The organism is Microtetraspora sp. NBRC 13810, from assembly GCF_030268685.1.
Lineage (GTDB): Bacteria > Actinomycetota > Actinomycetes > Streptosporangiales > Streptosporangiaceae > BSRQ01.
On the sequence record NZ_BSRQ01000015.1, the window covers coordinates 184,985 to 206,907 of the forward strand.

Genomic DNA, 21,923 nt, shown 5'->3' on the forward strand with positions numbered 1-21,923 from the left:
GGGAGAATCTATGCCCGATTTCTACGGACAGACACCATTTGGCAGTCCGAGTTCATAGGATCTCCATCGAACCGTGACTGGCGACTGGGATGCTGGCCTGTCGAATCGGTCAAGCCGCGTGGAAACGGAGTTGGACAGTGCATATGTCGAAGGCGCGACGTCGCGTCGCCCTGAAGACCGCTGCCCTGGGTGTCGTCGGAGGAGGTCTGGTCTTCGGAGCTCTCCCCGCCATCGCGGTGCCCTCGACCGTGACGTACACCTGTACCGACGCCGATGCCACCGACGGCGTGGGCGGCGGGGGCCCCACCCAGACCGTGTCGTTCCAGATGGAGCTCGTGCCCCCGGCGGCCACGCCCGCGGCGAGCGCGACGGCCACGATCACCTGGAACGTGTCGCAGCCCGCCAGCAACGCCCTCACGGCCACCGCGGCGGTCACCGCGAACGCCCCGGTGGACGTCTACGCGACGGTGACCGCCAGCGGCACCCCGCTCACCACGGCGACGACGGGCGTGAACGTCCCCGCCGACGGCTCCGCCACCCAGGCCGCCGCCCTCGCGGCCGGCGCCACCCTGCCGGTGCCGCCGATGACGCTGCTGATCACCCCGACGGCCACCGGGACGGTCGCGCTGAAGGCCGGCGCCTTCAACCTCGACGTGGGCAACCAGGCTTACCTGTGCAGCCCGGGAACCGGCGGCGGCCCCTCGCTCAACGTCGTCGTGGCCTCGGGGACCGCCAGCACCACGCCGAGCGCGACCCCCAGCAGCACCACGACGAGCGGCACCCCCACTCCCACCCAGACCACCCCCAGGCCGACGACCACGACGACGCACACCGTCACGGCGACCCCGCCCGGCGGGAACGAGCAGGTCACCAGGACGCCCGGTGGTGGCGCGGCGACCGGTGGCGGCGGCGAGATCGGCCCGGACGGGCGGATGTTCCTGCTGGTCGGGTCGCTGCTGGTGATGGGCGCCGGGGCCGGCGGGCTCTTCCTGCGCCGCCGTACGGCTGCCGGCCCACGATCCTGAGCTGGGACGACGGTGACCACGCCACCCGGACAGCCGCCCTATCCCGGGGACCCGCAGGGGTACCCGCAGCAGTACTACGGGCAGCAGCCGCCGCCGATGGTCTTCCCTCAGCCGCAGCCGCAGTGGGAGGCGCCTGAGCCGGCGACCGGCGGCACGGGGCTGAAGCCGGTCGTGATCATGCGGTCGGTGCTGATCCTGGCGGCGGTGGTCGGTGTGGTCACCGTGCTGGTCGGGCTGCTGTTCATCGGGTCGAACCCGGAGGAGTACGACCTGAGCGACGGGCGGAGCGACCTGCCGATGCAGGCGCAGCCGCCGGTGCCGAACAACGGGGGACAGGCGCTGTTCGAGGCTCCGGCCAGCGTGCCGCCGCCGCTGCCGCCGATCCAGCCCGCGCCGCCGATGCAGCCCTCGACCCCGCAGCGGCTGATCGTGAAGAAGCTGGGCATCAACGCCCCGATCAGGTCGGTGGGCACGGCGAAGGACGGCACGATCCAGGTGCCGCCGGCGGACAACCCCAACCTGGTCGGCTGGTACCGGTACGGGCCGACGGCCGGGCAGGCGGGTCCCGCGGTCATGCTGGGCCACAAGGACACCCGCACCCGCAGCGCGGTCTTCAGCCGGTTGCACGAGTTGCGCAACGGCGACCAGATCGAGGTGCAGCGGCAGGACGGCACGGTGGCGGTGTTCACGGTGGGCGGGGTCGAGCAGGCCGACAAGAGGACCTTCCCCACCGAGCGGGTCTACGGTCCGCAGGCGAACGCGCAACTGCACCTGATCACCTGCGGCGGCACCTACAACAGGACGACCGGCCACTACACCGACAACGTCATCGTCTACGCCACGATGACCGGCAGCCACCGCGCCGGTCGGTCCTGAACCGTCCCGCCGAGCGTGGCCGGACATGTTGTAACCTCCAAGTAACCGAACTTTGCTCGGTTTGGCAGAGGAGGAACTGTGGCAGAGGCGTACATCGTCGGGGCGGTCCGCACCCCGGTGGGGAAGAAGAAAGGCGGGCTGTCCGCCGTCCATCCCACCGACCTGGCCGCACACACCCTCAAGGCGCTCATCGAGCGGACCGGCGTCGATCCCGCCGCCGTCGACGACGTCATCATGGGCTGCGTCATGCAGTTCGGCCCGCAGAGCATGGACATCGCGCGCAACGCGTGGCTGTCCGCCGGCCTGCCGGAGAACGTCGCGGGCGTCACCATCGACCGGCAGTGCGGGTCCTCCCAGCAGGCCATCCACTTCGCGGCCCAGGGCGTGCTGTCCGGCACGCAGGACCTCGTCGTGGCCGCCGGGGTGGAGTCGATGAGCATCGTCCCCATGGGGTCGAGCATCACCGCCGCACTGGAGAAGGGCATGCCGTTCCCGTTCGGCGAGGGCTGGGTGGCCAGGTACGGCAAGCAGGAGATCTCGCAGTTCCGCGGCGCGGAGCTGATGTGCCAGAAGTGGGACCTCAAGCGCGACGAGCTGGACCGCTACGCCTACGAGAGCCACCAGCGGGCCGCCAAGGCCATCGTCAACGGCCACTTCAAGGAGCAGATCGCCCCGATCGCCGGGGTGTCGGACGACGAGGGGCCGCGGCCGGACAGCACCCTGGAGAAGCTGGCCCAGCTCAAGACGCTGCGCGAGGACGGCCAGATCACCGCCGCCACCTCCAGCCAGATCTCCGACGGCTCGGGCGCGGTGCTGATCGCCTCCGAGGCGGCGGTGAAGGCGCACGGGCTCACGCCCAGGGCCAGGATCGTCACCCTCGCGCTCACCGGCGACGACCCGGTCTACATGCTGACCGCGCCGATCCCGGCGACCCGCAAGGCGTTGCGGAAGTCCGGCCTGTCCATCGACGACATCGACGTCGTCGAGATCAACGAGGCGTTCGCCCCGGTGCCGCTGGCCTGGCTCAGGGAGCTCGGCGCCGACCCGGCGCGGACCAACCCGAACGGCGGCGCGATCGCCCTCGGCCACCCGCTGGGCGGCACCGGCGCGATCCTGATGACCAAACTGCTGCACGAGCTGGAGCGCACCGGCGGCAGGTACGGCCTGCAGACCATGTGCGAGGGCGGCGGCCAGGCCAACGTCACCATCATCGAGCGGCTCTGACACCGCCGGCGGTCACCTGACCGGCCAGGGCCTCGGCGGCTCCCGGGCCGGTGCTGACACCGGTGCCCCGCGCCGCGCTGGGCGCGGGGCACCGGCGTTCTCCCTGCCGGCCTACTTACTCTTGGGCAGCCGCCGCGGCTGCTGAATGGGCCGCAGCGGCGTCTTCGGCATCGGCACCCGCCTGGGCTGGTGCCGGGGCAGGGGCGGGAGCTGGCCAGGGTTCTTACCGGTTTTGCCAACGAAACGGGCACGCATAAAGGTCTCCTTCACGGATACGGCGACGCGGCGACGAGAAAGTCGAACCGTGCCGTGGTCTCAGCCACCACGTCTGCGACGAACGGGGTCGGAAAGCTGAGCCGAAGCGGACCGGGATGAACCGGTCGACGCCGACGATCAGGAGAAAATCCACATGCCTGGACCGTACGTGGCGCCCGCGCGCGCCCGCAACCGAATTATTTGATGGAGCCCGCGGTCAGCCCGCCGACCACCTTCCGCTCGATGAGGGCGAACAGGATGATCACCGGGACGGTCGCGATCACCGAACCGGCGAAGAGGTTCTGCCAGTCCACCTGGTACTGCCCGATGAAGGAGTTCAAGGCCACGGTGAGCGGCTGGTTCTCCGGCGAGGTGGTCAGCGTCAGGGCGACCACGAACTCGTTCCACGCGGCGATGAACGTGAAGATCAAGGCGGTCACGACGCCGGGCATGGCCAGCGGCAGCGTGATCCGGAACAGCGCCCCGGCCCGCCCGGCGCCGTCCATGAACGCCGCCTCCTCCAGCTCCCTGGGGATGGAGGAGAAGTAGGCGTTGAGGATCCACACCGCGAACGCCAGGTTGAACCCGCCGTTGACCAGGATCAGCGACCACACCGAGTCCACCAGGCCGAGCTGGAAGAACTCCCGGTAGATGCCCACCAGCATCGCGGTCGGCTGGAACATCTGGGTGACCAGCACCAGGATCAGGAACGCCGTACGCCCGCGGAAGTCGAACCGCGCGGTGTAGTAGGCGGCCGGCAGCGCCACCAGCAGCACCAGCACGGTGGACCCGGCGGCCACCTGGAGCGTGACGCCGAGGTTGCCGACCAGGCCGCCGGTCCAGAAGTCGGTGAAGTTGGACCAGGCGAAGGTGCTCGGCAGGTAGGTCGGATCGCGCAGCTCGTCCTGCGGGCGCAGCGCGGTGAGGATCATCACCAGGTAGGGGAACAGGAAGACGAACGCGACGACGTAGGCGCTCGCGGCGACGACCACCGTCCTGATCGACGGCAGGCCCCGCCGGGGCAGCGGCTGCACGGTCATCTCAGGCCACCTCGCTCTTCCACCGGCTCACCTTGAGGAACACGATGACCAGCACCACGACCATGCCGAAGTTCACCACGGACATGGCCGCGGACTCGCCGATGTCGGAGCCCTTGAGGATGAACATGAAGATCGTCGAAGTGGCGGTGGAGTAGCCGGGCTGGCCGTGCGTCATCGCCCAGATGATCGGGAAGTTGTTGAAGACGTTCATGACGTTGATGAGCATCGCCACGGTGAGCGCGGGACGCAGCATCGGCAGCGTGATCGACCAGTAGATCCGCGCCCGGGAGGCGCCGTCCATCCGCGCGGCCTCGTAGACGTCCGCCGGGATCGTGGACAGCCCGGCCAGCAGCGCGTACGTGGTGAACGGCACCGAGACGAAGACCGCGACGAAGATCAGCCACGGGAAGGCGGTCGAGGCGTTGCCCAGCGGGTCGGCGCCCGCGCCGCCCATCGCGTCCAGGAGGCCGAGGTCGTGCAGCACCATGTTGACGAACCCGACCTCGGGGTCGAGCATCCACTTGAAGATGATCGCGGTCATCAGCACCGACGCCGCCCAGGGCGCGATCAGCGCCCAGCGGGCGACGTTGCGCAGCGGGAAGCGCTGGTTGAAGAGCTGGGCCAGGGCGAGCGAGATGAGCACGGTGAGGGCGACCACCGCGACCACCCAGACCAGGCTGCGGACCATCACCCCGCCGAAGTCGGGCTCGGCGAAGAGCTTGGCGTAGTTGTCGACCCCGTTCGACCCCCTGACCACGCCGAACCGGCTGATCTCCAGGAACGACGACTGGATCATGACGACGACGGGCCACACCACGACCACGCCGATCAGCGCCACCGCCGGGCCCACCCAGGCCAGCGGCACCAGCGCCCGCCCCACCCGGGTCAGGGGGGATTCGTGCTGCATGAGAACTCGATTCTCCGATCGAAGACGTGCGCCACGCCGCCCCCACCGGGCACGGCGGGGGCGGCGTGGCGGGGATCAGCCGGCCGCGGTCTTCTGGATGGCGCCGAGGACCTGGGCGGGATCGCCGGTGACGGCGCCGCCGATGGTCTGCTTGATCTGTGTGTTCACCTCGGACCACTTGGGGTCGGTGAAGGGGTAGAACGTCGCGTTGGGCAGCGCGTCCAGGAACGGCTTGAGGTTCTGGTCCGACGACAGCTTCTCGATGCCCGACTTGGTCACCGGGAGCAGCTTGTACGTGTCGCTGATCCGCTGCGCGGCGTCACCGGAGTAGAAGAAGTCGAAGAACTTCTTGATCTCCGCGGCGTGGCCGTTCTTGTTGAACGCCATGATCCAGTCCTGCACGCCGAGCGTGGTGGACAGCGGGCCGGTCTTGCCCGGGATCGGGACGACGCCGAAGTTCTTCAGGCCGCCCTTCTCGAAGATCGGGATGGACATGGGGCCGCCGTTGACCATGCCGACCTTGCCCGCCCCGAAGTCCTCCCAGACGACCTTGCGGTCCTTGGTGCCCGGGTTCGGCGTGGTCAGGCCCGCGTCCACCAGGCCCTTGAGGAAGTTGAAGGTCTCCACGTTCTGCGGGGAGTCGATCGCCCAGTTGCCCGAGGCGTCCTTGTAGCCGCCGCCGTTGCCCATGAACCACAGGAACGACTCGGCCTGCGCCTCCTCGGCGCCCAGCGGCAGGCCGAACGGCTGGCTGACCCCGGACGCCTTGAGCTTCTCGGCGTCGGCCTTCAGCTCGTCCCAGGTCTTCGGCGGCTCGGCGATGCCGGCCTTGGTGAACAGGTCCTTGTTGTAGAAGAGCGCGCGGGCCGAGGAGACGAACGGGATGCCGTACCCGGTGCCGTCCACCTTGCCGAAGTCGGCGAACTTCTCCAGCAGGTCGCTCTGCGTGGCCGGCGAGAGCACCTCGTTCACCTTGTACAGCAGGCCGTCCTGGACGAAGCCGGAGTAGTCGCCGGTCTGCAGGATGTCGGGCGCCTGCCCGTTCTGCACCATCGTGGCGACCTGCTTGTCGATGTCGTTCCAGTTGATGACCTGGACGTCCACCTTGATGTTCGGGTTGGCCGCCTGGAACTCGTCCACGACGCTCTTCCAGAACTTGTCGCCGCTGTTCGCCGCGGTCGGGCCGTCGCCGTAGTCGGCGGCCACCATCTTCAGCGTGACCTGGCCGCCCGCGGCGGCGTCGCCGCCACCGCCCTCGCCGCCGCTCCCGGAGCCGCAGCCGGTCAGAACCAGCGCAGCCGCCAGCCCGAACGCGGCCGCGCCCGCATACTTCTTGTTCACGTGTGTCTACCGCCTTGACTGTCGGACAATACGGGGGTGTGGTCCGTACCAGATGTGCCGCGCGCGGTGCCGGTGTCCTGCGCGTTCGGCCCACTGTAAGGCGGGATTAAACAACCGGTCTATACCGGGTTGTATCGGTTCGGCAACGAGGCAGCCACGCCCGGGGGGAGGCGGGCTGACTGGTCTATACCGGTGAGTGTGAGAAGGATCAGCGGATCGGGCGGTGCACGTTCTGCGCCGTCGTGGCGCCCGGCCGGGCCTCGGAGATCCACGGGCCCTCCAGCGACGGGTCCAGCACGCCCTCCTCCACGAAGCCGAACCTGCCCGCGAGGACGCTCCGGGCGAGCCGCTCGTCCGGCGCGTCGGTGTTGTCCCACAGCCGGTCGAACAGCGCGTCGATCCGCAGCCGCGCCTGCCGGCAGAAGGCGTCCGCCAGCTCCTGCGGCGCCGCGCCGTGCTCCCTGGCGTCCTCGGCGGCCCGCACGCAGACCGCCGTCATCGCGAACAGCTCGGCCCCGATGTCCACGATGCGCCCCAGGAAGCCCTGCTTGTGCTCCAGCCGCCCCTGCCAGCGCGACATGCCGTAGAACGTCGCGCGGGCCAGCTTGCGGCTCGTGCGCTCGATGTACCGCAGGTGTACGGCCAGCGGGCCGAAACCGGCGTAGGACCCGGGACGCTGGCCCGGACCGACGACCAGCGTGGGCAGCCAGCGGGCGTAGAAGCCCCCGGCCCTGGCCAGCGCCCGCGCCCGGTCACCGGTGGACGCCGAGGGGTCGATGAGCTGCCCGGCCGCCGAGAGGTGGGCGTCCACCGCCTCCCGGGCGATGAGCAGGTGCATGATCTCCGTCGAGCCCTCGAAGATCCGGTTGATCCGCACGTCGCGGAGCATCTGCTCGGCGGGCACGCCGCGCTCGCCCCTGGCGGCCAGCGAGGCGGCGGTCTCGTACCCGCGCCCGCCCCTGATCTGGACCAGCTCGTCGGCGATCCGCCAGGCCATCTCCGAGGCGTAGAGCTTGGCCAGCGCGGCCTCGATGCGGATGTCGTTGCTCTCGTCGTCGGCCATCCGGCTGGTGAGGTCCACGACCGCCTCGACCGCGTAGGCGGTGGCGGCGATGAACGAGATCTTCCCGGCGACGGCCTCGTGGTCGCCGATCCGGTGCCCCCACTGGACCCGGGCGCCGCTCCACTCGCGGGCGATCTTCAGTGCCCACTTGCCGTTGCCGGACATGCACGCGGGCAGCGAGATGCGCCCGGTGTTCAGGGTGGTCAGGGCGATCTTCAGTCCCTGTCCCTCCCGGCCGATGAGGTTGGCGGCGGGCACCCGGACGCCGTCGAACCGGGTCACGCCGTTCTCGATGCCGCGCAGGCCCATGAAGGCGTTGCGGCGCTCGACGGTGATGCCGGGGGAGTCCGCCTCGACCACGAAGGCCGAGATGCCGCGCTCGGTGCGCGCCATGACCACGAGCAGGTCGGCGATCACGCCGTTCGTGGTCCACAGCTTGACCCCGTCCAGCACGTAGTGGTCGCCGTCCCGGCGGGCGGTGGTGGCGAGCCGGGCCGGGTCGGAGCCCACGTCCGGCTCGGTCAGCAGGAACGCCGACACCTCACCTGCGGCGCACCTCGGCAGGAAGGCGAGCTTCTGCTCCTCGGTGCCGAAGATCCTGAGCGGCTGCGGCACGCCGATCGACTGGTGGGCCGACAGCAGCGTGGCGACCGCCGGGGAGTAGGAGCTGACCAGCATCAGCGCGCGGGCGTAGTAGAAGTGGCTCAGGCCGAGCCCGCCGTACTGCTCGTCGATGGTGACGCCGAAGGCGCCGATCCCGGCGAGTCCCTTGATCACCTCGTTGGGCACGCGGGCGTCCGCCTCGATGGCGGCCGGGTCCACCCGGGTCTCCAGGAAGGCCCGCAGGGCGGTCAGGAACTCCTCGCCCTTCCTGGTCTGCGTCTCCGGCATCCGGGGCGCGGGATGCACCAGGTCGAGCCGGAAGTCCCCGAGGAAGAGTTGCCTGCCGAAGCTGGGGCGGGTCCACTCGATCTCCCTGGCCTGCTCCGCGACCGCACGCGCCTTCGCGTAATCCGTCATCTGGGCCCCCTCACAGGTTGCTCCTGTCGGAGAACTACCCGTGAGTAGGCCCAAGAACTACCCAGAAAAGGGCATTCTTCTCACACGACGCGTGCGACGCAGAAGACGGTCTGCCCGAACGGCGGGCGGATCAGGCGCTCGATGAGACGGGTGGCGGGCACCACCGTGCGGTCGTAGATCTTCACCAGACGCGGGTCGGGATAGCCCACCCCGCCCCGGCGCACGGCCAGCCACCAGGCGATGCCGCCCAGGAAGTTGATCGGCTTGAGCACCTCGATCCGCAGCCCCGCCTCGGTGACCGTCTTGCCCAGGGTCGCCGGCGTGTAGCGGGTGACATGGCCGACCTTGCGGTCGAAGTCCCCGTAAAGCTGCATGTAGCCCGGCACCCAGATGATGATGCGGCCGTCCGGCAGGGTGACCCTGGCCAGCGAGCGCAGTGCCTCCACGTCGTCCTCGATGTGCTCCAGCACGTTCATCATCACGACCGTGTCGACCTTGTCCTTCAGCGGGATCTCGGTCGGCAGGCCGAACTGCAGCACGTCGATGTCGTCCCGGCCGGCGAACCGCTCACCCAGGCGCTCCACGCAGTAGGGGTCGAAGTCGCTGACCACCAGCCGGTCCAGCCGGGGCAGGAACTGCTCGGCGAAATGGCCCAGACCGGACCCGATCTCCAGCATGGACTTTCCGACATGCGGCGAGACCATGTCGAACTCGTACTGCCGGTAATTTCTGGCCTCGTCCCCACCCAGGTGGTTCTCCAGGGCCTCGTCACCGGCCGCCGGTTGCACTACGCGGTCATATCCAGACATGCGTTTCCGTCCAGCTCGTTTACACAGTCTCGCTTACAGAGCGCCGCGGCCCGGAGCCGCGATGCAGACCGGGCAGAGTCTAACGCCAGGTGGTGGGGGCGACTCCCATTCCCAACAAGTAATGACCCCAAACTCCCCTCACCCTGAGTAATGTTCTCTTCTCTCGACGTGATGTTCCCGATAGGATTCGATGACCAACCTCCCCCTAATAGAGGCGCAAAATGGAGCGAAGCAATCTGCCTGCCGAGGTCACCAGCTTCGTGGGCCGGCGTGCGGAGCTCGCCGAGATCAAACGGCTCCTGGGCGTTTCACGCCTGGTCACCCTGACCGGTCTCGGCGGTGTGGGCAAGAGCCGGCTGGCCATGCGCGCGGCCAGGGCGGTCCACCGGTCGTTCCCCGACGGAGTCCGGCTGGTCGAGCTCGCCGACCTGGAGGACCCCGACCTGCTCGGGCACACCGTCTGCCAGGCGCTGGGGCTCGCCGACCACACCACGCGCGCGCCGATGGAGATCCTTATCGACCATCTGCGCGACCTGCGGGTGCTGCTGCTGCTCGACGGCGCCGACCACCTGGTGCAGGCGTGCGCGCCGCTCGTCGACTCGCTGCTGCGGGCGGCGCCCCGGCTGCGCATCATGGCCACCAGCCGCCAGGCGCTGGACATCCCCGGTGAGCACCTGCTGGTCATCTCGCCGCTGCCGATCCCCGCGCCGGACGAGCGCGCCTCCGCCGCGCGGCACGAGAGCGTCGCGCTGTTCGTCGAGCGCGCCTCCGCCGTGAGCGGCTTCCGGCTCACCGAGCGCAACAGGGAGGCCGTCGCCCGGCTCTGCGCCCGGCTCGACGGCATCCCGCTGGCGCTGGAACTGGCCGCCGTCCGGCTGCGCGCGATGTCGGTGGAGCAGATCCTCGACCGTCTCGACAGCAGGTTCCGCCTCCTGGTCGGCGGCGGCCCGACCCGGCCCACCAGGCACCAGACGCTGCGCACCGCGATGGGCTGGAGCCACGAGCTGTGCACCACCGAGGAGCGCCTGCTGTGGGCCCGGCTGTCGGTCTTCGGCGGCTCCTTCGACCTCGACGCCGCCGAGCGCATCTGCTCCGACGACAAGCTGCCCACCGACGACATCCTCGACGCGGTCTCCGGCCTGGTGGAGAAGTCGATCGTGATGCGCGAGGACGGCGCGGGCGCCGTGCGCTACCGGCTGCTCGACACCGTCCGCGAGTACGGCGCCGAGTGGCTGCGCCGCCTCGACCCGTCGGCGTCCGGCCGGCTGCGCGCCCGGCACATGGTCTACTTCGCCGAGCTGGCCCGCGAGTGCGAGACCGCGTGGTTCGGCGCGGGCCAGGTGGAGATCTTCGCCCGCACCCAGGCCGAGCACGGCAACCTGCGGGCCGCGCTCGACTTCTGCCTGACCTCCCCCGGCCACGCCCGCGAGGGCATGGAGCTGGCCGGCGCCCTGTGGTTCTACTGGATCGGCTGCGGCTACCTCGGCGAGGGCAGGCACTGGCTGGACCAGGCCCTCACCCTCGACGCCGGGTCCAGCCTCCAGCGCGCCAAAGCCCTGCTGGCCTGCGGTTACGTCTCCTCCAGCCAGGGTGACTACGAGCACGCGATCAAGCTGTTCAGCGAGTGCAGGGCGATCGGCGACGAGACCCTCGCGGCCCAGGCCGTGCACCGGATGGGCTGCGCCACCCTGCTCAACGACGACCTCGAAGCCGCCATCCCGCTCTTCGAGGAGGCGCTGCGGCTCTACAACGGCCTCGAAGCGGTCAGCGACAAGATCGCCACCGCGTCCACCGAGCTGGCCCTCGCGATGGCCTTCGGCGGGCGCTGGGAGCGCTCGGCCGAGCTGTGCCGCAACGCCCGCGCCATCTGCGAGCGGTACGGCGAGCGGTGGGTGCTCGCCCATCTGGACTACGTGGAGTCCTACCGGGCCTGGGCGGTCGGCGACCAGAAACGGGCGATCGAGGCGGCCCGCGAGTCGCTGACCACGCATCACCTCTTCCACGACACGCTCGGCTGCGTGATGGTGATCGAGCTCATCGCGCTGCTGCTGACCGAGTCCGACGCGCACGAGCGGGCCGCCGTGCTCCAGGGCGCCGCCGAGCACCTGTGGCACTCGATCGGCCTGCCCCTGTTCGGCTCGCGCAACTTCAACGACGCCCACGTGGAGTGCGCCAGGCGGGCCCGCGAGGCGCTCGGCGACCGCCGGTACGCCACGGCGGTCGCCCGGGGCCGCCGCCTCGGCCTGGACGCCGCCGTCGTCTACGCGCTGGAGGAGGACCACCGGGTGGAGGGCGTGGCACGGCCGACGCTCACCTCCGTCGAGACCCAGATCGCCGAGCTGGTCGCCGAGGGCCTGACCGACCAGGAGGTGGCCGAGCGCCTGGAGATCGCCGACGAGACGGCCGAGGCACAGGTGGCGGACATCCTCGCCAAGCTGAGCTTCTCCTCCCGCGCCCAGCTCACCGTGTGGATGACCCAGCAGGGCCGGTTGCCCGGAATGCGGTCCGGATCCGTCTGACGCCGTCCGGGAAATCGGGTGAACGGGATGAGCGACTCGAACGCGGAAGGGCTTGACCCTACCCAGTGGCTGAAATATGCACTAGGAAGGGAGTGGTTCACGCTGGGTGACAGTGAGAACCGAGTCCGTGAACAGGTGGGCCGTCTCGGTGGAGGGGTCGGGGTCCGTTGATGGAGGCGCGGTTGCGGCGAGGCAACCTGCCGGCTGAGACGAGCAGCTTCGTCGGACGCTCGCGGGAGTTGGAGACGGTGTGCGCGTTGCTGGCGGAGACCCCGCTGGTCACGCTGACCGGCGTGGCGGGCGTGGGCAAGACCAGGCTCGCGCTCAAGGTCGCGGCCGTGCTGGCCCGCGACTTCCCCGACGGCGTCTGGGTCACCGAGCTGTCCGCCGAGCAGAATCCCGACCTGGTCGCGCACAACGTCGCCGCCGCGCTCGGCCTGATCGAGCAGTCGGTCCGGCCGCAGGGCGAGGTCGTCGCGGAGTTCCTGGCCGGCAAGAAGATGCTGCTGGTGCTGGACACCTGCGAGCACCTGATCGTGGCCTGCCGGGAGCTGGTGCGCCTGATCTTCCGGGCCGCGCCCGACGTGCGGGTGCTGGTCACCAGCAGGCAGGCGCTCGCCCTGCCGGTGGAGCGCACGTTCGGCGTCGAGCCGCTGCCCGTCCCGAAGCAGACCGCGCTCGACCCCGACGGCTACTGCTCGGTCCGGCTGTTCCTGGACCGGGCACTCGCCCTGGTGCCGGACCTCGATCCCGACATCGACGCCGTCGCCCGGCTGTGCCGACGGCTCGACGGCATCCCGCTGGCGATCGAGCTCGCCGCGCGCCGGGTCCGATCACTGTCGGTGGACCAGATCGCCGACCGTCTCGACGACCGCTTCGCGCTGCTCACCAGCGGCAGCCGTACGCCGCTCGGGCGGCACCAGACGCTGCGCACCGCGGTGGGCTGGAGCCATGAGCTGCTGTCCGCCGAGGAGCGGCTGCTGTGGGCGCGGCTCACCGTCTTCTCCGGGTCCTTCGACTCGGTGACCGCCCAGGCGGTCTGCGCGGACGACCGGCTGCCCGACATCAGCGGGCCGCTCGACCGCCTCGTCGACAAGTCGATCGTGACCGTCGAGGGCGACCGGCACCGGATGTTCGGCATGGTGCGCGACTACGGCCGGGAGTGGCTGCGCAGGCTCGGAGAGCACAACCGGCTCGCCCGGCGGCACCGCGAGCACTACCTCTTCCTCGCCCAGCGGGCCGACGAGGAGTGGTACGGCCCGGAGCAGGCCGAGTGGGCCGACTGGGTGCACCTGGAGTTGCCCAACCTGCGCGTCGCCCTGGACGGCGGGCTGAACGAGCAGGTGGGCCTGGAGCTGGCCGGTTCGCTGTGGTTCGCGTGGTTCTGCCTGGGACACGCCCGGGAAGGCCGCTACTACCTCGACCGCGTCCTCGACGCCCACCCGCACCCGAGCGCCGCGCGTACCAAGGCCATGTGGGCGGCCGGCTGGGTCGCCCTCACCCAGGGCGACCTGGACACCGCGGAGCTGCGGGCGAGCGCAGCCCTGGCCGAGGCGCGCTGCCGCGAGGACGACACCGGCGTCGCCTACTCCACCTACACGGTGGGCGCGATCCAGTTGTTCCGCGGCGACCTGGCGCAGGCCGACATGCTGCTCGCCCAGGCCCAGGAGCGCTTCGAGCGGGCCGATCGGCCCGAGATCGGGCTGCCCGTCACCCAGGCGGCCCGGGCGCTGCTGTTCAACCTGCGCGGCGACCACGACCGCGCGCTCGCCACGCTCGGCTCGCTGCGCGGGCACTGCGCGGAGCGGGGGGAGGTGTGGGCGCTGTCCTGGGGTGATCTGACGCGGTCCCACGCCCACCTGGGGCTCGGTGAGGTCGCCGCCGCCGACGCCGCCGCGCGCTCCGCCCTCGACGTCAAGTGGCGGCTGGGTGACGCGATGGGCAGCGCGATGGTGATGGACCAGCTGGCCGCGACCGCCGTCGCCCGCCGCGACCCCGAGCGCGCGGCCTATCTGCTCGGCGCGGCGCAGCGGATGTGGACCACGGTCGGCCTGCCGCAGTGCGGCGCCGAGGGGCTGACCGGCGCCCGCGCGAAGCTGGAGAAGTGGATCCGCGGCGTGATCGGCGACGCCGCCTACGGCGCGGCCTTCGCCGTCGGTCTCACCACCGACCCGGACACCGCCGTCGCCCGCATCCGCGAGGACTGAGGGGCCGGGCCCGCCGCGCGGCCTCTACTCCGCCGGGTCCGGGGCGGCGAGCCAGGCGTCGACCTCTTTGAGGAGGTCGTTCCTGACCCCTTCCGGAGCCGCCGAGGAGCGGATCGACTGGCGGGCCAGCTCGGCCAGCTCCGCGTCGCGGAAGCCGCACACCTCGCGGGCCAGCTCGTACTGCGCGAGCAGCCGGGAGCCGAAGAGCAGCGGGTCGTCGGCGCCGAGCGCGATCGGCACACCCGCCTCGAACAGCCTGCGCAGCGGCACGTCCTGCGGGCTCTCCGCCACGCCGAGCCCGACGTTGGAGGTCGGGCAGACCTCGCAGGTGATCTGCCGGTCGGCCAGCCGCTCCATCAGCCGCCGCGACTCCGCCGAGCGCACGCCGTGCCCCAGGCGGTCGGCGTCGAGGTCGTCCACGCACTCGGCCACGCTGACCGGCCCGGACAGCTCGCCGCCGTGCGGTACGGCCAGCAGGCCCGCCCGCTTCGCGATCCGGAACGCTCCATCGAAGTCGCGCGCCCGGCCCCTGCGCTCGTCGTTGGACAGCCCGAAACCGACCACGCCTTCGCCCGCGTACTGCGCGGCGAGCCGGGCCAGCGTCTTGGCGTCGAGCGGATGCCTGGTCCGGTTGGCCGCCACGATCACCGCGATGCCGACGCCCTCGGCCCGCTCCGCCGTCCGCGCCGCGTCGAGCACGAGGTCCAGCGTCGCCGACAGCCCGCCGAACCGCTGCGCGTACCCGGAGGGGTCCACCTGGATCTCCAGCCACCGGGAGCCCTCGGCCGCCTCGTCCGCCGCCGCCTCGCGCAGCAGGCGGTACACGTCCTCGGGCCGCCGCAGGACCGAACGCGCGATGTCGTAGAGCCGCTGGAAGCGGAACCAGCCGCGCTCGTCGGTGGCGCGCAGCTTCGGCGGCCACTCCTCCTTCAGCGCCTCGGGAAGGTGCAGCGCGTGTTCCCTGGCCAGCTCGATCAGCGTCGAATGCCGCATGGAACCGGTGAAGTGAAGATGAAGATGGGCTTTCGGCAGTTTGTCGAGTGGACGTGGCATTTCCCCATGGTGCCGTACCGTCACCGCTCCGCGAGGCGGGTCCGTCTCAACCTCAGGCGCTTCCGGGGCGTTGTGAGGGGCGAAAGGGGACCTGGCTGATGACTGAAGAAGACGAGGCGGCCTTCGACGAGTTCGTGGCCGCCCGCGGTACGGCGCTGTTACGCACCGCGATCCTGGTCTGCGGCTCCTCCCGGCACGACGCCGAGGACCTTCTCCAGAGCGCCCTGGAGAAGGTCTACCGGCACTGGCCGAGGGTCCGGCACGACCGTCCGGAGTCCTACGTCAGGCGTGTGCTGGTCAACGCCGCCATCTTGGCGGCCCGGCGGCGGAAGGTGATCAGGGAGATCTCCTTCGCCAGGCCGCCGGAGACCCCCGTGCCCGCCGCCGACCTCGACCTGCGCGAGGCGCTCCTCGCCGAGCTGCGGCTGCCGTCCAGGCCCCTCCCGGGCTGGCCACCGCCGTACGCCGCGCGCGCCGCGCCTCCTCCGCCCGGTCCCGTACGGCGGGCGTGGCGCTGGCCACGGTGGCGATCGCGGGAGCGGTGCCGGTCTTCCTCACCGAGAGCCACGTCCTGCGGGAGGCGGCCGGGGATCCGGCGACCGCCGTGCCGTCACGGGTCACCGTGCCGGACGTCCGGGGGATCATGGCCGAGCAGGCCGACCGGGTGCTGGAGGCCGCGGGCGTGCTGCGCGAGTTCGGCGCCACGCCGTCCACTCCTACGGCGTGCCGCACACCTACTCCACGTCGTGGGACATCGAGGGCGAATGGTTCGGCGCCCTCGCCTTCTCGGCGACCGTCTTCACCGCAGACGCGGTCCGGGAGGCGAACACGACGATCTCGCACCTGCGTGACGCGGGCGCCGAGCCCGTCGAGATCCGCGACGGCGTGCACGCCTACCTCGCGGTCCTCGGTGAGGGCGGGAGTGTGCCCGGCGGCGAGGGCGCCCTGACCCTGTCCTGGGTGGAGTCGCCCGGTCTCGCCGTGCAGCTGTTCCTCAGCGAGGCGTTCGACCGGCGGCCCGGGGTGGACGGCCGCGCCGAGCTGATCAAGGTCGCCGAACGGCTCCGCGTCGTGGACTGATCCGGCCGGGGCACGGAAAGGGCCCCGGACCGCCTGGGTCCGGGGCCCCGTCGCTTCGTCAGCGCTTTCCGCCAGCGGGCCTTCGCGGGCGGGCCTTCGTCAGTGAGCTTCGGAGAGCAGCTTGGCCAGGCGGCCGACGCCCTCGGCGAGATCGTCGTCGCCCAGCGCGTAGGACAGCCGGAAGTAGCCCGGGGTGCCGAACGCCTCGCCCGGGACCAGGGCGACCTCGGCCTCCTCCAGGATCAGCTCGGCCAGCTCGGACGAGGTCTGCGGACGCCGGCCGCGCAGCTCCTTGCCCAGCAGCCCCTTGATCGACGGGTAGACGTAGAAGGCGCCGAACGGCTCGGGGCAGACCACGCCGGGGATGTCGTTGAGCATCCTGACGATCGTCTGGCGGCGGCGGTCGAACGCCTCGCGCATCGCGGCGACGGCGGACAGGTCGCCGGAGACGGCGGCCAGCGCGGCGGCCTGGGCGACGTTGGAGACGTTGGACGTGGCGTGCGACTGGAGGTTGGTCGCGGCCTTCACGACGTCCTTGGGGCCGATCAGCCAGCCGACCCGCCAGCCGGTCATCGCGTAGGTCTTGGCGACGCCGTTCAGGACGACGACCCGGTCGCCCAGCTCGGGGACGGCGGTGGCGATGCTGGTGAAGCCGGCGTCGCCGTACACGAGGTGCTCGTAGATCTCGTCGGTGACGACCCACAGCTCGTGCTCGGCCGCCCAGCGGCCGATCTCCTCGACCTGCTCGCGGGAGTAGACCGCGCCGGTCGGGTTGGACGGGGAGACGAACAGCAGCGCCTTGGTGCGCTCGGTGCGGGCCGCCTCCAGCTGCTCCACGGACGCGAGGTAGCCGGTGGTCTCGTCGGTGACCACGTCGACCTGGACGCCGCCGGCCAGCTTGATCGCCTCGGGGTAGGTGGTCCAGTAGGGCGCGATGACCAGGACCTCGTCGCCCGGGTCGAGCAGCGTGGCGAACGCCTCGTACACGGCCTGCTTGCCGCCGTTGGTGACCAGCACCTGCGACGCGTCGACCGCGTAGCCCGAATCGCGCAGCGTCTTGTCCGCGATGGCCTGCTTCAGCTCGGGCAGGCCGCCGGCCGGCGTGTACTTGTGGAAACGGGGCTCGGCGCAGGCCGCGACGGCCGCCTCCACGATGTAACCGGGCGTGGGGAAGTCGGGCTCGCCCGCGCCGAAGCCGATGACCGGACGTCCGGCCGCCTTCATGGCCTTTGCCTTGGCGTCCACGGCCAGAGTCGCGGACTCGGAGATCGCGGAGATGCGCGCTGAGATGCGAGGTCGGGTCATGCCTCCCATGGTTACAGACGGCCGGGGCTGCTACCGCCGGATATCCACGATCTGGACGAGCGCGTCGGAAAGGGGTGGTGACCTGCGTTGTCGCGGGGAACGAGCGGCCGGGGCCGCGCCGCCCGGGAGTTTCGGTTCGACGTGCGGGCCATTCACCCGTAGACTTCGGCATGGCCGAGCCGCAGCGTGTCGCTGCACCGGCCGAGTGAGTCACGGCTACACTTCGGCTAAGCCGGGGTATGGTTGGGTCACTACTTAGGGCACTAGCGCAATTGGTAGCGCACCGGTCTCCAAAACCGGCGGTTGGGGGTTCGAGTCCCTCGTGCCCTGCGAGGAGCGGTCCGCGCGGCAGGCGTGATTAGCGCGCCGCAGGTTGCGACGGACACGATGAATTCGGGTGAGGACTGTGGCGATCGACACGCGCGGCGAAACCTCCGACACGCCGAGCAGGGGGAAGAAGCGCACCACCCCCGCCCTCTTCTACCGCCAGGTTGTAGCGGAGCTGCGGAAGGTCATATGGCCGACGCGTAAGGATCTCATCACCTACACCACCGTCGTGCTCGTTTTCGTGTTGATCATGGTGGCAATCGTGACCGCGCTAGACTTCGTGCTTACGGAGGGTGTGCTGGTGATTTTCGGCGGTTCCTGAGCCGAGATCGACGGCATCGCCCGCCGGTGCCGCCAGTCCATTCGACGAAAGAGAAAGAGTCACCGTGTCCGAGTCCCCACTGTCGGCCGGCGAGTCCCGCGAAGAGTGGGAAAGCGAGCCGGACAAGGCGGCCGAGGCCGCCGACGAGGCCCTTGCCGCCGAGACCGACTCCACCGTCTTCGAGTCCGACGAGGATGACGACGACGAGCAGTTCACGGAGTCCGACGAAGCCGCCGAGGCCGCCGAGACTCCGGCCGTTGACGAAGACGGTGACGTCCTGCCCGATGTCGACCCGGTTGAGGAGTTCAAGCGCCAGATGCGCGGCCTCCCGGGCGAGTGGTATGTCATCCACTCCTACGCGGGCTACGAGAACCGGGTGAAGTCCAACATCGAGAGCCGTACCGGGTCTCTCAACATGGAGGACTACATCTTCCAGGTCGAGGTGCCCACGCACACCGTGACCGAGTTCAAGAGCGGCAAGAAGGTGCCGGTCAAGGAGCGCGTGCTGCCCGGCTACGTGCTGGTCCGGATGGACCTGAGCGACGAGTCCTGGGCCGCGGTGCGGAACACGCCCGGCGTGACCGGGTTCGTGGGCCTGTCCAACAAGCCCAGCCCGCTGAGCCTCGACGAGGTCGCCAAGCTGCTCGCGCCCGAGCCGGCCGAGGAGACCAAGAAGTCCTCCGCCAAGACCGCCGCCGCCACCGTCGACTTCGAGATCGGCGAGTCCGTCACGGTCATGGACGGCCCGTTCGCCACGCTGCCCGCCACGGTCAGCGAGATCAGCGCGGAGTCGCAGAAGCTCAAGGTGCTGGTGTCGATCTTCGGCCGCGAGACCCCGGTGGAGCTGTCGTTCAACCAGGTCTCGAAGATCTGAGGGCACGCATACACTGGTTAGTCGTCCCCACGGTCACGTGGGGGATGAGCCCTGGTTTCGGCACGTCGTGCGTCAGGGCTCTTGTTCCAAAAAGGACCCGGAGAAGGACACATGCCTCCAAAGAAGAAAATTGCGGCTCTGGTCAAGGTCCAGCTCCCCGCTGGCCAGGCCACGCCCGCGCCGCCGGTCGGTACCGCCCTCGGTCCGCACGGTGTCAACATCATGGACTTCGTGAAGCAGTACAACGCTGCCACCGAGGCCCAGCGGGGCAACATCATCCCCGTCGAGATCACCATCTTCGAAGACCGCAGCTTCACCTTCATCACCAAGACGCCGCCGGCGCCTGAGCTGATCAAGAAGGCCATCGGTCTGGACAAGGGCAGCGCCAACCCGCACCGCGACAAGGTGGGCAAGCTCACCAAGGAGCAGCTGCGGCAGATCGCCGAGACCAAGATGCAGGACCTCAACGCCAACGACATCGAGGCGGCCGAGAAGATCATCGCGGGCACCGCCCGTTCGATGGGCATCACCGTCGCCGACTGAGGCGGCCCCACCAGCCCAGTGGGAGGGCCGTGCGCCGGCCCGCACCACGAGCACTCGTACAACAGGAGTGAGCAGTGAAGCGCAGCAAGTCCCACCGCGACGCGACGAGCAGGATCGACCGCGAGCGGCTGTACACCCCCTCCGAGGCCGCCGTGTTGGCCAAGGAGACCTCGGTCACCAAGTTCGACGCCACGGTCGAGGTCGCCCTCCGGCTGGGTGTCGACCCCCGCAAGGCCGACCAGATGGTGCGTGGCACCGTCAACCTCCCGCACGGCACCGGCAAGACCGCCCGGGTCCTGGTCTTCGCGACCGGTGACCGTGCCGAGGAGGCCCGCCAGGCGGGCGCCGACATCGTGGGCGCCGACGAGCTGATCGAAGAGATCGCCAAGGGCCAGCGGCTCAACGAGTTCGACGCGGTCGTCGCGACCCCCGACCTCATGGGCAAGGTCGGCCGCCTGGGCCGCGTGCTCGGCCCCCGTGGCCTGATGCCGAACCCCAAGACCGGCACCGTCACCCCGGCTGTCGGCAAGGCCGTGACCGAGATCAAGGGCGGCAAGATCGAGTTCCGTGTCGACCGGCACGCGAACCTGCACTTCATCATCGGCAAGTCGTCCTTCAGCGAGCGCCAGCTCGTCGAGAACTACGCCGCCGCGCTGGACGAGGTGCTCCGTCTCAAGCCGTCCGCCGCCAAGGGCCGCTACCTCAAGAAGGTCACCTTCGCCACGTCGATGGGCCCGGGCATCCCGGTCGACCCCAACCTGACGCGGGCGCTGACCGAGGTCGAGGCCTGACCCTTCGGGTGTGAGAAAACCCCCGCCGTCTTTCGACGGCGGGGGTTTTCGTTTCACCCCTAAGGGCGTTTTGTCAGCTTTTGTCCGGTTCATTTCTGGGTCGCATAGAGATGGACGGTCAGGGTAAACCCCGGGAAATCACCGATAAGACGGCGGATCGCATCACAGGCCCGCTCCGCCCACGTAGTGTCAGGGTCATAGACGGGGATATGAAGGGACACTGAGGCAATGCGCCGAATCACTCTCGCGATCGCGGCCACGGGAACGGCGGCCGCTCTCGCTCTCACGGGCTGCGGCTCATCGAGCCAGCCGCTCGGCAACGTTCAGCTGGCGGCGGCCGAGGCCATCCAGCAGAGCGCACAGCAGGCCGCAGCCGTCACCAGCTACACCGTCGACGCCGTGGCCGACTTCTCCGGCCAGGAGGGCAACGGCAAGGTCCAGGGCCGCATGGTCTACCAGCGCGAGCCGCTCGCCGCCGACGTGACGCTGAACACCGTCAACTTCGCCGGGCGTGACCTCCCCGGCGGGGTGCGCGCGGTCCTGACCGGTGACACGGTCTACGTCAACGTGGAGGCGCTCAAGACGCTCGTCGGCGCCTCCAAGCCATGGATCAAGGCGTCCGTCTCCGACCTGGACTCCTCCGGCCAGGCGCAGGCCAGGGACGTGCTGGCCAACATCCAGCAGTTCGACCTCGCCGGCGCGGTCAAGATGGCGACCACGTCGGACGACGTCAAGGCGGTCGGCACCGAGACCGTCGGAGGAGTGGAGACCACCCACTACTCGGGCACCTTCCCGGTGAACGAGGCGCTGGCCCAGCTCGACCCCGAGCACCGGGAGCGCGCCCAGGCCGACATGGGCTCGGTCAAGGACATGAAGTTCGACCTGTGGGCCGACGCCCAGAGCCTGCCCCGCAAGATCACCATGAGCGGCAAGGCGGACGGCGGCTCGTTCGACGCCACCATGCTGTTCAAGGGCTTCAACGAGCCCGTCCAGATCACCGCGCCGCCCGCGGCCGAGGTGGGAGAGCTGCCCCGGCACACCACCACCGGCTGATCCCGTCGCCTGCCGCCGGGTTCCCGCCACGGGCTGGGAACCCGGCGGTTCGCATTCTGTGGCCCGGTCGAGTACTCTCTTGAATGCCGAAGACCGCCGGTCGTCGCCGGGTTCATCATGGCCCGGTGACCGAAGGATTCACGCGAGTGGACGACCAGCGTAGGTGATGCGAGTTTCCCCGTGGGTGACGCCGGTGCGTTCATCCCGATGAGAGCCCCGCGCGCCTGCGCCGGGGCTTGTTTCTTGTGTGGAGCTCTCCTTCGCCGGCGGCACATCTGGAAGGAGGCCC

General features: G+C 70.1%; 20 protein-coding genes, 1 tRNA gene and 1 pseudogene. 13 read left to right on the plus strand and 9 right to left on the minus strand.

What is annotated here, in order from left to right; genetic code table 11:
* Positions 1 to 109 precede the first annotated feature (109 nt).
* Positions 110 to 436, minus strand: a complete 327-nt coding sequence (locus tag QSK26_RS41895; RefSeq protein ID WP_352244400.1) for a SipW-dependent-type signal peptide-containing protein — start codon at positions 434 to 436, stop codon at positions 110 to 112.
* On the opposite strand from QSK26_RS41895, the gene QSK26_RS27595 reads away from it, so the two are divergent.
* The 3 genes from QSK26_RS27595 (at position 390) to QSK26_RS27605 (ending at position 3,125) form a co-directional block, all read left to right on the plus strand.
* On the plus strand, positions 390 to 1,025 hold the full coding sequence (locus tag QSK26_RS27595) for a hypothetical protein (RefSeq protein ID WP_352244401.1): 636 nt from the start codon (positions 390 to 392) through the stop codon (positions 1,023 to 1,025). The genes QSK26_RS41895 and QSK26_RS27595 overlap by 47 nt on opposite strands.
* A gap of 12 nt (positions 1,026 to 1,037) precedes the next feature.
* Entirely contained in the window at positions 1,038 to 1,901 is an 864-nt protein-coding gene (locus QSK26_RS27600; RefSeq protein WP_285778181.1) for a class F sortase, read from the plus strand.
* A 78-nt stretch (positions 1,902 to 1,979) separates the two neighbouring features.
* Positions 1,980 to 3,125 (plus strand): acetyl-CoA C-acetyltransferase, encoded by a 1,146-nt coding sequence (locus tag QSK26_RS27605; protein ID WP_285778182.1) that lies wholly within the window; start codon positions 1,980 to 1,982, stop codon positions 3,123 to 3,125.
* Positions 3,126 to 3,577: 452 nt separating this feature from the next.
* Here the strand turns inward: QSK26_RS27605 and QSK26_RS27610 are convergent, their stop codons facing one another.
* The 5 genes from QSK26_RS27610 to QSK26_RS27630 all read right to left on the minus strand — a co-directional run bounded on the left by QSK26_RS27610 (position 3,578) and on the right by QSK26_RS27630 (position 9,560).
* Entirely contained in the window at positions 3,578 to 4,420 is an 843-nt protein-coding gene (locus QSK26_RS27610; protein WP_285778183.1) for a carbohydrate ABC transporter permease, read from the minus strand.
* 1 nt (position 4,421) lies between these two features.
* Positions 4,422 to 5,327: a carbohydrate ABC transporter permease gene (locus QSK26_RS27615; RefSeq protein ID WP_285778184.1), complete on the minus strand. Its 906-nt coding sequence runs from the start codon at positions 5,325 to 5,327 to the stop codon at positions 4,422 to 4,424.
* 75 nt (positions 5,328 to 5,402) lie between these two features.
* On the minus strand, positions 5,403 to 6,668 hold the full coding sequence (locus QSK26_RS27620; protein ID WP_285778185.1) for an extracellular solute-binding protein: 1,266 nt from the start codon (positions 6,666 to 6,668) through the stop codon (positions 5,403 to 5,405).
* Positions 6,669 to 6,876: 208 nt separating this feature from the next.
* Positions 6,877 to 8,751, minus strand: coding sequence for an acyl-CoA dehydrogenase family protein (locus QSK26_RS27625; protein ID WP_285778186.1), 1,875 nt, complete (start codon positions 8,749 to 8,751; stop codon positions 6,877 to 6,879).
* Between the two features lie 80 nt (positions 8,752 to 8,831).
* Positions 8,832 to 9,560: a class I SAM-dependent methyltransferase gene (locus QSK26_RS27630; RefSeq protein WP_285778187.1), complete on the minus strand. Its 729-nt coding sequence runs from the start codon at positions 9,558 to 9,560 to the stop codon at positions 8,832 to 8,834.
* 221 nt (positions 9,561 to 9,781) lie between these two features.
* Here QSK26_RS27630 and QSK26_RS27635 point away from each other — a divergent pair, with 221 nt between their 5' ends.
* Both QSK26_RS27635 and QSK26_RS27640 read left to right on the plus strand, forming a co-directional pair.
* A complete protein-coding gene (locus QSK26_RS27635) occupies positions 9,782 to 12,079 on the plus strand; it encodes an ATP-binding protein (RefSeq protein WP_285778188.1) in 2,298 nt (765 codons plus the stop codon).
* A gap of 182 nt (positions 12,080 to 12,261) precedes the next feature.
* On the plus strand, positions 12,262 to 14,286 hold the full coding sequence (locus tag QSK26_RS27640) for an ATP-binding protein (protein ID WP_285778189.1): 2,025 nt from the start codon (positions 12,262 to 12,264) through the stop codon (positions 14,284 to 14,286).
* A 24-nt stretch (positions 14,287 to 14,310) separates the two neighbouring features.
* Here QSK26_RS27640 and QSK26_RS27645 read toward each other — a convergent pair whose 3' ends face one another.
* The gene (locus tag QSK26_RS27645; protein ID WP_285778190.1) at positions 14,311 to 15,339 is read right to left on the minus strand and encodes an adenosine deaminase; all 1,029 of its coding nucleotides are present in this window, start codon (positions 15,337 to 15,339) and stop codon (positions 14,311 to 14,313) included.
* A gap of 98 nt (positions 15,340 to 15,437) precedes the next feature.
* On the opposite strand from QSK26_RS27645, the pseudogene QSK26_RS41900 reads away from it, so the two are divergent.
* Positions 15,438 to 15,611, plus strand: a pseudogene (locus tag QSK26_RS41900) (sigma factor); the annotation flags it as partial.
* A gap of 5 nt (positions 15,612 to 15,616) precedes the next feature.
* On the opposite strand, the gene QSK26_RS27650 reads toward QSK26_RS41900, so the two are convergent.
* Positions 15,617 to 15,907, minus strand: a complete 291-nt coding sequence (locus QSK26_RS27650) for a hypothetical protein (RefSeq protein WP_285778191.1) — start codon at positions 15,905 to 15,907, stop codon at positions 15,617 to 15,619.
* A 155-nt stretch (positions 15,908 to 16,062) separates the two neighbouring features.
* Between QSK26_RS27650 and QSK26_RS27655 the strand changes: the two genes are divergently transcribed.
* The gene (locus tag QSK26_RS27655) at positions 16,063 to 16,419 is read left to right on the plus strand and encodes a hypothetical protein (RefSeq protein WP_285778192.1); all 357 of its coding nucleotides are present in this window, start codon (positions 16,063 to 16,065) and stop codon (positions 16,417 to 16,419) included.
* Between the two features lie 99 nt (positions 16,420 to 16,518).
* Here QSK26_RS27655 and QSK26_RS27660 read toward each other — a convergent pair whose 3' ends face one another.
* A complete protein-coding gene (locus QSK26_RS27660; RefSeq protein WP_502888752.1) occupies positions 16,519 to 17,733 on the minus strand; it encodes a pyridoxal phosphate-dependent aminotransferase in 1,215 nt (404 codons plus the stop codon).
* A gap of 248 nt (positions 17,734 to 17,981) precedes the next feature.
* Here QSK26_RS27660 and QSK26_RS27665 point away from each other — a divergent pair.
* From QSK26_RS27665 to QSK26_RS27690, 6 genes are all read left to right on the plus strand, one after another.
* A tRNA-Trp gene (locus QSK26_RS27665) sits at positions 17,982 to 18,054 on the plus strand.
* A 76-nt stretch (positions 18,055 to 18,130) separates the two neighbouring features.
* Positions 18,131 to 18,373, plus strand: a complete 243-nt coding sequence (secE, locus tag QSK26_RS27670) for a preprotein translocase subunit SecE (RefSeq protein WP_285778194.1) — start codon at positions 18,131 to 18,133, stop codon at positions 18,371 to 18,373.
* Between the two features lie 64 nt (positions 18,374 to 18,437).
* On the plus strand, positions 18,438 to 19,247 hold the full coding sequence (gene nusG, locus QSK26_RS27675; protein WP_285778195.1) for a transcription termination/antitermination protein NusG: 810 nt from the start codon (positions 18,438 to 18,440) through the stop codon (positions 19,245 to 19,247).
* A gap of 111 nt (positions 19,248 to 19,358) precedes the next feature.
* Positions 19,359 to 19,790, plus strand: coding sequence for a 50S ribosomal protein L11 (gene rplK / locus QSK26_RS27680; RefSeq protein ID WP_285778196.1), 432 nt, complete (start codon positions 19,359 to 19,361; stop codon positions 19,788 to 19,790).
* A 74-nt stretch (positions 19,791 to 19,864) separates the two neighbouring features.
* Complete coding sequence (gene rplA / locus QSK26_RS27685) at positions 19,865 to 20,581, plus strand: 50S ribosomal protein L1 (protein ID WP_285778197.1); 717 nt, start codon at positions 19,865 to 19,867, stop codon at positions 20,579 to 20,581.
* A gap of 228 nt (positions 20,582 to 20,809) precedes the next feature.
* On the plus strand, positions 20,810 to 21,634 hold the full coding sequence (locus QSK26_RS27690) for an SCO4651 family lipoprotein (RefSeq protein WP_285778198.1): 825 nt from the start codon (positions 20,810 to 20,812) through the stop codon (positions 21,632 to 21,634).
* The last annotated feature ends 289 nt before the right edge of the window (positions 21,635 to 21,923 follow it).